Here is an 8,221-nt window from a genome sequence, read left to right as displayed (position 1 = left end):
CTCCCGCTTCCGTACTGATTTGGGTAAGCTGCTGATTGGCGTTATAGGCGTAATGATTGGTTTCCCCCAAGCTGTTGGTGAGGGTCGCCAAATTGCCGTTGTCATCATAACCGTAATGCCACTGTACACCGGAGAAATCCGTTTCCGTGTCGATTTGGTCGTCCGCATTATAGCGATACTGATAACGTTCCCCTTTCGGGTTAATTACGGCGGTGAGTTTTAGGCTGTCTTTATCGTATTCATACTGCCAAGCGTGCCCTTCGCCGTCCCGTTTTTCAATGAGCAGGTCGTACTGAAACTAGTATTTTTAAAGAACAAACATCATAACAAGCGGTCGGTTTTTATTAGAAATTTATAAATTTCATTGATAAAATCACCGCTTGTCGTTTTAATTATTTTCCTATGTTTATAATAGAACTTCCAGTCTTTTTATAAACTTAGAGCCTAATTTTGCCAAAAGCCAGCAATAATTTCTTCATTATTAGAGCGAGAATATAAATATAATGCACCATACCCAAAAATATAATCTTTTTTAATTAAACTATTTGGCATTCCCGATTCATCAATTTGCATAAAAAACTTATAACCATCTTGGATAAGTTTTTTTGCATACATTTCATCATTTTGGATTAAAATTGCTTCTCTTCCTATAACAATTGAATGGTATGGTTCTTCTAGCTCATCAAACTCTCCATCTGAATTATTAAAATTTTCCTGATTTATTTCTCTAATTAAATAGTATTCTTTTTCTAATTCTTTATAATCACTTATAGACATTCTAGATAGACTAGGATTAGAAAAGTCTTGATTTGAACTCTCTATACTAAATTCATGTACTATAACTTTTATAGAACAATTAGGATAAATATTATTAGAATTCATCATATCAAAACACTTAGGAGTAAAAATAGAAAACATTATTCCCTCCTTATTTGGATGTGGTAATGTTGCATAAAAGTAGAAATCCCTACTAACTGATGAAATTAATAGTTCAGGAATATTACCACCTATACGCCCCCAATATTGATTATTATATTCTACAATATCACTATAATACTCTTTTCCCATAATTTTATCCTCTACAAGAAATAATGTTGTTTGCTTTAGCGAAGTCTATTGTTTGTTTTCTAAGCTCGCTTACATGCTTATTAGCAAGAGATTTAGCAGTTTTTCTATCAATACCTCTTCCAACTAAATCTTCAGTAATTGCTCGTCTAGTAATTGCTGCATTTTTATTAATATTAGATAATGCAGACTGATTTTTTAACTTAGATTGATCATATAATCCGTATTTGCGTTGTAAGTTATTTATAGCTTTATGTAAAGGATCATTCTTAATTGCAATCGCAGGATTTCTTCTAGATAACCCCCGACCTCTCTGTTTAACAAAACCATTCTGCTCTAACCAAGAATTTTGTAACAACTCGTGAGCATCGAATCCATCATTCTTATGTAAAATGCTCGCATATGGTGCAATACCAAACTCCTTTAATAATCCAAAAAGATCCACCCAATCCCACGGGTTATGTACATAGGCATAAGGCGTTTCCCCACCACTTAATCCAATCGGATCTAAACACAGATAATTCCCCGTTTCCGGGTCGTAATAACGGAAGCGGTTATAGGCTAACCCGCTCTCACTATCCAACCACTGCCCCGTAAATAACATCTCCGGGTCAAGCAGATTGGGGTATTTGAACTGATACCAATCAAAACAAATTCCCCAAAGCGTGCGTTTTTCCGCTTTCCACGCCAGTTCGCCTTCGGGGGTAAATAGCCCTAAAATCTTGCCGTTCGGCTGGCTGACGGCGTAGTGGGTGGTGTGCTTATCTTGGTAACTGTCCTGTTGTGCCAACAGTTCCCGGCCGTGAAATACGCTGTGCCGTTGGTAAATCAGTTTGTCTTGCTTGAATGTCTGCGTAAGGGCAAGTTGGTCGCCGTCCCAAATATATTTGGTCGTTGTGTTGTCCCGCTCGTTGTACTTCTCAATCCGTCTGCCCAAGCCGTCATATTTATAGTGCCACTGGTGTTGGGCCTTGTCGTTAAAGGTGATGAGTTGGTTAAACCCGTTCCACACAAAGGTTTCGTGCCTCTCGTGGCGTTGGTTTGGGTGTTTGGTGCGACTAATCACCCGCCCGGCTTCGTCATAGCGGTAAACCGTGTCCGACAAGCGGTTCAGTCGGTTGCCTTTTTGGTAAATATCGGTATTTTGAACAATTTGCGGCTGTTTGTCGTAGTCCGTTTGCAACGGGTCGTGCAACTGCCCGTAACGTGCCAGCCCGATATGCCGTTGGGCTAAATAGCCGTTTTCGTCATAACGGTAGCTTTCCCGCAGAGTGTGATTGTCAATCACTTCGGTGATTTGCCCGTTGCGGTTGAGGGTGAAGTCAAGCCGTTCCTCCCGCTCGTGGCTTTTTATCGTGTTTTGTGCCAAATCATAGCCATAATGCCGGTCGAGTTTGGCGAAGGTCGGGGCATCAATGCCCGTGGCTTGCAATGCGTGTTTGTCGAAAAAGTGTTTCGGCTCATTCCCTGCCCGTTGTCGGATAAGGTTATCCATTGCATCATACTGCTGACGCAACTGAAAACCCTGCGGGGCGTAACGGGCAATTTCATTGCCGTTGGCATCGTAATCGCAAAAAAGCTGCGGTATCTGACCGCTTGTTTCACTTTTCCCGCTCTGTTCGGCAGGCAAATCCAGTTGTACCAACTCACCGACCCGATTGTAACGGTAAGTGGTGGTTAGGGTGGCGGTTTTGCCCTCTGTCTCGGTGATAATATGCCGGATTTTCGTCTGCGGGTCGGGGTATGCCCATTGGAGGGTGGTAAGTTCCGTCAGCCGACCGACTTTATCGTATTGATAATATTATTTTTAAAGAGACAATATGATTTTAAATATTATAACAAGCGGTCAGTATTTATTAGAAATTTGCAAATTTCATTGAGAAATATATCGTTTGATAGTCTTTCTATAATAATAGTAAATATGGTGTAATTTAAAACGATTCTTTTAAATTCATCTCAAATCAATATTTTCCTAGTATTCTTCGCCAGCCTCTTCTATCCATCTTGGCAATATTTTAGAGTTTTTAGGATTTAATTTTTTTGCACGGATTACATTTGTTATATCTGGAGGCATTACTTCAACATTAATTAGCAAATTTAATCTGGATTCACCAAGACCGAAAACTCCATTCATATCAGCTTGATGCATGGCATCAACCATAGCATTTATTCTAAAATCAAATTCACTATTTAAATCTCTTTCATTCATATTTTTAATATCACGAGATTCCAAAATTTTTTCTACATTATGAAAAAATTTATTTTTATACATTGTGTAAGGTGAATCAGCATAAGACCATTTAATAAAGTGAGCTTCTTGATCATCATAATTTGACAATTTATGCAGCTTTTGATAAGACCAGGCTGATAATATAGGCAAATGAGCCTCACCAGAAGTTATTAATGAAATATAGTAAAAATCTTCATTTGTATGATTATTAAACAATTCTTTTACTGAATATGTAACCGCAATATTAATTTCATTAACTAATATATCAAATTCTGAATTATTCATCTGTATTTTCCTTACTTCAGTGATTTTAATACTTCACTACCAATATTTCTTAACTCTTTTCTTAATGCAGATCTAATTCTTCGAGCTCCGGCTTTAGGTAAAGATTTAACAACATTATTTAATCTACTATTTACCATTTCATGGAATGCTCGTGTATGAGTTATATTATGCGGTGTTGGGTGCCCTAAAGGAATTCCATTAGCAGCATCATTAATATTAACTCTATATTGTGCTAATAATTCTCTAGAGCGTGCTGCTGCCTGCCAATGTCCCTTACTTCCTGTTGAAGCTACAATATGAGCTGCAGCATCACCTTTTTGAAAGGTTATTCCTTCCCTTAGCATATTTTGTCTTAATATATCAGCGTTTTTCTTACAGGAACTCAACCCCAAAAGATCCACCCAATCCCACGGGTTATGTACATAGGCATAAGGCGTTTCCCCACCCGCTAGCCCAATCGGATCTAAGCACAGGTAATTCCCCGTTTCCGGGTCGTAATAACGGAAGCGGTTATAAGCTAATCCTGATTCTTGGTCTAGCCACTGCCCCGCAAATAACATCTCCGGGTCAAGCGGGTTCGGGTATTTGAACTGATACCAATCAAAACAAATTCCCCAAAGGGTGCGTTTTTCTGCTTTCCACGCCAGTTCGCCTTCGGGGGTAAACAGCCCTAAAATCTTGCCGTTCAGTTGGCTGACGGCGTAGTGGGTGGTCTGTTTATCTTGGTAACTGTCCTGCTGTGCCAACAGTTCCCAGCCGTGAAATACGCTGTGCCGTTGGTGAATCAGTTTGCCTTGCTTGAATGTCTGCGTAAGGGCAAGTTGGTCGCCGTCCCAAATATATTTGGTCGTCGTATTGTCCCACTCGCTATATTTCTCAAGCCGTCATATTTTTAGTATTCTAATGTTAAATATCCTTTTTCCCACTCTTTTAAGGTTTGTTCAGCTATTGTACCTAGTAAACTTTTCTCATTTTCTGAAATAGACTGAAGAATATATTGAGATTGTTTGGAGAAAGCAGTACTGAATAAAAGATATCTAGAAGCCCAAATTTTTATGGATATTGAACTAGAATCCAAGAATTGAGCGAGAATATCCAATTTATTTAAGGAAATAATGTAGTCTTTGGCGACTACAATTTTTTGGTATGCTTTATTCGCTTTTGTTGAGGAACCTTCTAAAATATAATTCCCATAAATATCAGCATTCTCGCAGAATAATCGAATCATTCTATCTAATTTATTACTGTTCATTAAAAATTCCATCCTAATCTTTTAAGTTGTTCTACACCAAATTTAAATTGCTCATCAAATGTCTGTGGTGATATCCATTTTCTAACAGTTTTTCCTTGAGTAAATGGTGCTTTAGACGAATAGAAACCAGATATTTGAGAGTGAATTGTTCCTTTTCCATGAGGAAGTTTAATTAAATTATTTATATTATGAATTTTATTTGCTCCAAATTTAGTTAAGTTACTCGGTGTTTGTTCAACAATATGATGCCAAGCATTCCCTTTTCCTGCCCCTCCAACAACACGCTTAAACTGGGAAAAACTATCAAATCCTTTTGAATATTTTGCTGCATCTTTTGTAGAAAGTCCTAAATCTTTAAGTTTTTTATACGCTTGGAATTGTTCCGGCGATATTTTTGGTTTACACCCTGCCAGCCCAAATAAATCCACCCAATCCCACGGGTTATGTACATAGGAATAAGGCGTTTCCCCGCCATTTAACCCAATCGGATCTAAACACAGGTAATTCCCCGTTTCAGGGTCGTAATAACGGAAGCGGTTATAAGCCAATCCTGATTCTTGGTCTAGCCACTGCCCCGCAAATAACATCTCCGGGTCAAGCGGGTTCGGGTATTTGAACTGATACCAATCAAAACAAATTCCCCAAAGGGTGCGTTTTTCCGCTTTCCACGTCAATTCACCTTCGGGGGTAAATAGCCCTAAAATCTTACCGTTCGGTTGGCTGACGGCGTAGTGGGTGGTCTGTTTATCTTGGTAACTGTCCTGCTGTGCCAACAGTTCCCAGCCGTGAAATACGCTGTGGCGTTGGTGAATCAGTTTGTCTCGTTTGAATGTCTGCGTAAGGGCAAGTTGGTCGCCGTCCCAAATATATTTGGTCGTTGTGTTGTCCCGCTCGCTGTACTTCTCAATCCGTCTTCCTAAGCCGTCATATTTATAGTGCCATTGATGTTGGGCCTTGTCGTTAAAGGTGATGAGTTGGTTAAACCCGTTCCACACAAAGGTTTCGTGCCGTTCGTGGCGTTGGTTCGGGTGTTTGGTGCGACTAATCACCCGTCCGGCTTCGTCATAGCGGTAAATCGTGTCCGACAAGCGGTTCAGTCGGTTGCCTTTTTGGTAAATATCCGTATTTTGAACAATTTGCGGCTGTTTGTCGTAGTCCGTTTGCAACGGGTCGTGCAACTGCCCGTAACGTGCCAACCCGATATGCCGTTGGGTAAGATAGCCGTTTTCATCATAACGGTAGCTTTCCCTTAAGCGTTGGTTTTCAATCACTTCGGTGATTTGCCCGTTGCGGTTGAGGGTGAAGTCAAGCCGTTCCTCCCGCTCGTGGCTTTTTATCGTGTTCTGCGCAAAATCATAGCCGTAATGCCGGTCAAGTTTGGCGAAAGTCGGGGCATCAATACCCGTGGCTTGCAATGCGTGTTTGTCGAAAAAGTGTTTCGGCTCATTCCCTGCCCGCTGGCGAACAAGGTTATCCATCGCATCATACTGCTGACGCAGCTGAAAACCCTGCGGGGCGTAACGGGCAATTTCATTGCCGTTGGCATCGTAATCGCAAAAAAGCTGCGGTATCTGACCGCTTGTTTCACTTTTCCCGCTCTGTTCGGCAGGCAAATCCAGTTGTACCAACTCACCGACCCGATTGTAACGGTAAGTGGTGGTTAGGGTGGCGGTTTTGCCCTCTGTCTCGGTGGTGATATGCCGGATTTTCGTCTGCGGGTCGGGGTATGCCCATTGGAGGGTGGTAAGTTCCGTCAGCCGACCGACTTTATCGTATTGATAATATTATTTTTAAAGAGCCAATATGATTTTAAATATTATAACAATCCGTTAAATTCGCTTAATAATTTACAAAACATAAGATGAATTTTAAAACACCATAAAGACTATTTTCTATTAGTTAAATAGATCTTAAAATGATAAAAAGAATCTATTATTTAGAATTAATAACCTTATCTAAATTGGTTAATAAATAATGGACAGCACCGAATCCAGCTATCCCTTGATTTTTATATTTATTGTAATCATCCTCTGTACATATTCTTAATTCTTGATCTTTAATCATTATAGTATTAGCAACTCTTCTTTTAGTTAGTAAAGTTTCATTTTTAGTAACTTCTTTATAATCTAAAATAGGCCACCCCCCTTTTTTTATCTCTGAATCAGCAGTATATATCACATATGGTATAAACTCTATCAATTGACTATTATAACTAGAAATGGAATCGTAAGTATCTTTAGAAGGAATAAACCCGATCATATTTTTAAATACATTAGATATATAAACTATTTTTCCTATTCTATGGGCATTATTAAAAGGAAAAATTTTTTTACCATATTTAATATCTTCTATAAAGAAGATATCGCCCTCTTTAATTTCAAATTTGTTTTTTTTCATTATTTTAGTCCATTTAATATATCTGAGAAGATTTCATCTCCCCATTTTGTTGAATCCCCAGCAACAGAATATGTCCCTGAATTTGGATTAAATTTTGAATAAGAACGTATTTTATTCATTAGATTTGTCGATGGATTGGTTGATTTTGCTCCACCAAAGTGATCTATTAACCTTTGCTCTAAATATTTTGCTTCAGCTTTTGTTAGGTTATTTTTAGCTATTATTTCTTGTACTAAATGACCTTTATCATGAGATTGTTTATGTGCAATCCCTCTAGCAGGAGCATCTCCCCGTCCGACATATTTAATTTGGTTGGTAATAGGATCTCTTAATATATACAATCCTTGCCCATTCAAAGGATCATAATTTTTACCTGTTCCCCCGGCTTTTCTTGTTGAAGGTAATCCATGACATCTTGCCAGACCTAGAGGATCTAACCAATCCCACGGGTTATGTACATAGGCATAAGGCGTTTCCCCACCACTTAACCCAATCGGATCTAAACACAGGTAATTCCCCGTTTCCGGGTCGTAATAACGGAAGCGGTTATAGGCTAACCCGCTCTCACTATCTAGCCACTGCCCCGCAAATAACATCTCCGGGTCAAGCGGGTTCGGGTATTTAAACTGATACCAATCAAAACAAATTCCCCAAAGGGTGCGTTTTTCCGCTTTCCACGTCAATTCACCTTCGGGGGTAAATAGCCCTAAAATCTTACCGTTCGGTTGGCTGACGGCGTAGTGGGTGGTCTGTTTATCTTGGTAACTGTCCTGCTGTGCCAACAGTTCCCAGCCGTGAAATACGCTGTGGCGTTGGTGAATCAGTTTGTCTCGTTTGAATGTCTGCGTAAGGGCAAGTTGGTCGCCGTCCCAAATATATTTGGTCGTTGTGTTGTCCCGCTCGCTGTACTTCTCAATCCGTCTGCCCAAGCCGTCATATTTATAGTGCCACTGGTGTTGAGCCTTGTCGTTAAAGGTGATGAGTTGGTTAAA

At 39.7% G+C, this 8,221-nt stretch carries 9 protein-coding genes; 1 reads left to right on the top strand and 8 read right to left on the bottom strand.

Annotation, left to right across the window (positions count from 1 at the left end):
- Nucleotides 1–223, top strand: a 223-nt coding sequence (locus E4T80_RS13200) for a hypothetical protein (RefSeq protein WP_228074265.1), incomplete at its 5' end; no start/stop codon positions are given.
- Between the two features lie 221 nt (nt 224–444).
- Here the strand turns inward: E4T80_RS13200 and E4T80_RS12215 are convergent.
- The 8 genes from E4T80_RS12215 to E4T80_RS13305 all read right to left on the bottom strand — a co-directional run.
- Complete coding sequence (locus tag E4T80_RS12215) at nt 445–1,068, bottom strand: hypothetical protein (protein WP_135058674.1); 624 nt, start codon at nt 1,066–1,068, stop codon at nt 445–447.
- Nucleotides 1,069–1,072: 4 nt separating this feature from the next.
- Nucleotides 1,073–2,710, bottom strand: coding sequence for an RHS repeat domain-containing protein (locus tag E4T80_RS12210; protein WP_135058673.1), 1,638 nt, complete (start codon nt 2,708–2,710; stop codon nt 1,073–1,075).
- A gap of 327 nt (nt 2,711–3,037) precedes the next feature.
- Nucleotides 3,038–3,580: a DUF4303 domain-containing protein gene (locus E4T80_RS12205; protein WP_135058672.1), complete on the bottom strand. Its 543-nt coding sequence runs from the start codon at nt 3,578–3,580 to the stop codon at nt 3,038–3,040.
- Between the two features lie 11 nt (nt 3,581–3,591).
- Entirely contained in the window at nt 3,592–4,326 is a 735-nt protein-coding gene (locus E4T80_RS13315; protein ID WP_135058671.1) for an RHS repeat domain-containing protein, read from the bottom strand.
- A 146-nt stretch (nt 4,327–4,472) separates the two neighbouring features.
- Nucleotides 4,473–4,832, bottom strand: coding sequence for a hypothetical protein (locus tag E4T80_RS12195; protein WP_135058670.1), 360 nt, complete (start codon nt 4,830–4,832; stop codon nt 4,473–4,475).
- On the bottom strand, nt 4,832–6,460 hold the full coding sequence (locus E4T80_RS13310) for an RHS repeat domain-containing protein (RefSeq protein ID WP_135058669.1): 1,629 nt from the start codon (nt 6,458–6,460) through the stop codon (nt 4,832–4,834). Before E4T80_RS13310 ends, E4T80_RS12195 begins: the two co-directional genes overlap by 1 nt.
- 304 nt (nt 6,461–6,764) lie before the next feature.
- Complete coding sequence (locus E4T80_RS12185) at nt 6,765–7,229, bottom strand: hypothetical protein (RefSeq protein ID WP_135058668.1); 465 nt, start codon at nt 7,227–7,229, stop codon at nt 6,765–6,767.
- Nucleotides 7,229–8,221 (bottom strand): RHS repeat-associated core domain-containing protein (locus tag E4T80_RS13305; RefSeq protein ID WP_322783461.1); only part of this gene is annotated, 993 nt, incomplete at its 5' end. The genes E4T80_RS12185 and E4T80_RS13305, both read right to left, overlap by 1 nt.

The organism is Muribacter muris, from assembly GCF_004569585.1.
Taxonomy (GTDB): Bacteria; Pseudomonadota; Gammaproteobacteria; order Enterobacterales; family Pasteurellaceae; genus Muribacter; species Muribacter muris.
The sequence above is the reverse complement of the archived record's forward strand: the minus strand, read 5'-3'. Positions and strand labels throughout refer to the sequence as shown.

What these genes read in the sequence shown, in the direction of transcription:
- E4T80_RS12215 (WP_135058674.1), bottom strand. Translation starts at nt 1,068, where the DNA reads ATGGGAAAAGAGTATTATAGTGATATTGTAGAATATAATAATCAATAT.
- E4T80_RS12205 (WP_135058672.1), bottom strand. Translation starts at nt 3,580, where the DNA reads ATGAATAATTCAGAATTTGATATATTAGTTAATGAAATTAATATTGCG.
- E4T80_RS12195 (WP_135058670.1), bottom strand. Translation starts at nt 4,832, where the DNA reads ATGAACAGTAATAAATTAGATAGAATGATTCGATTATTCTGCGAGAAT.
- E4T80_RS12185 (WP_135058668.1), bottom strand. Translation starts at nt 7,229, where the DNA reads ATGAAAAAAAACAAATTTGAAATTAAAGAGGGCGATATCTTCTTTATA.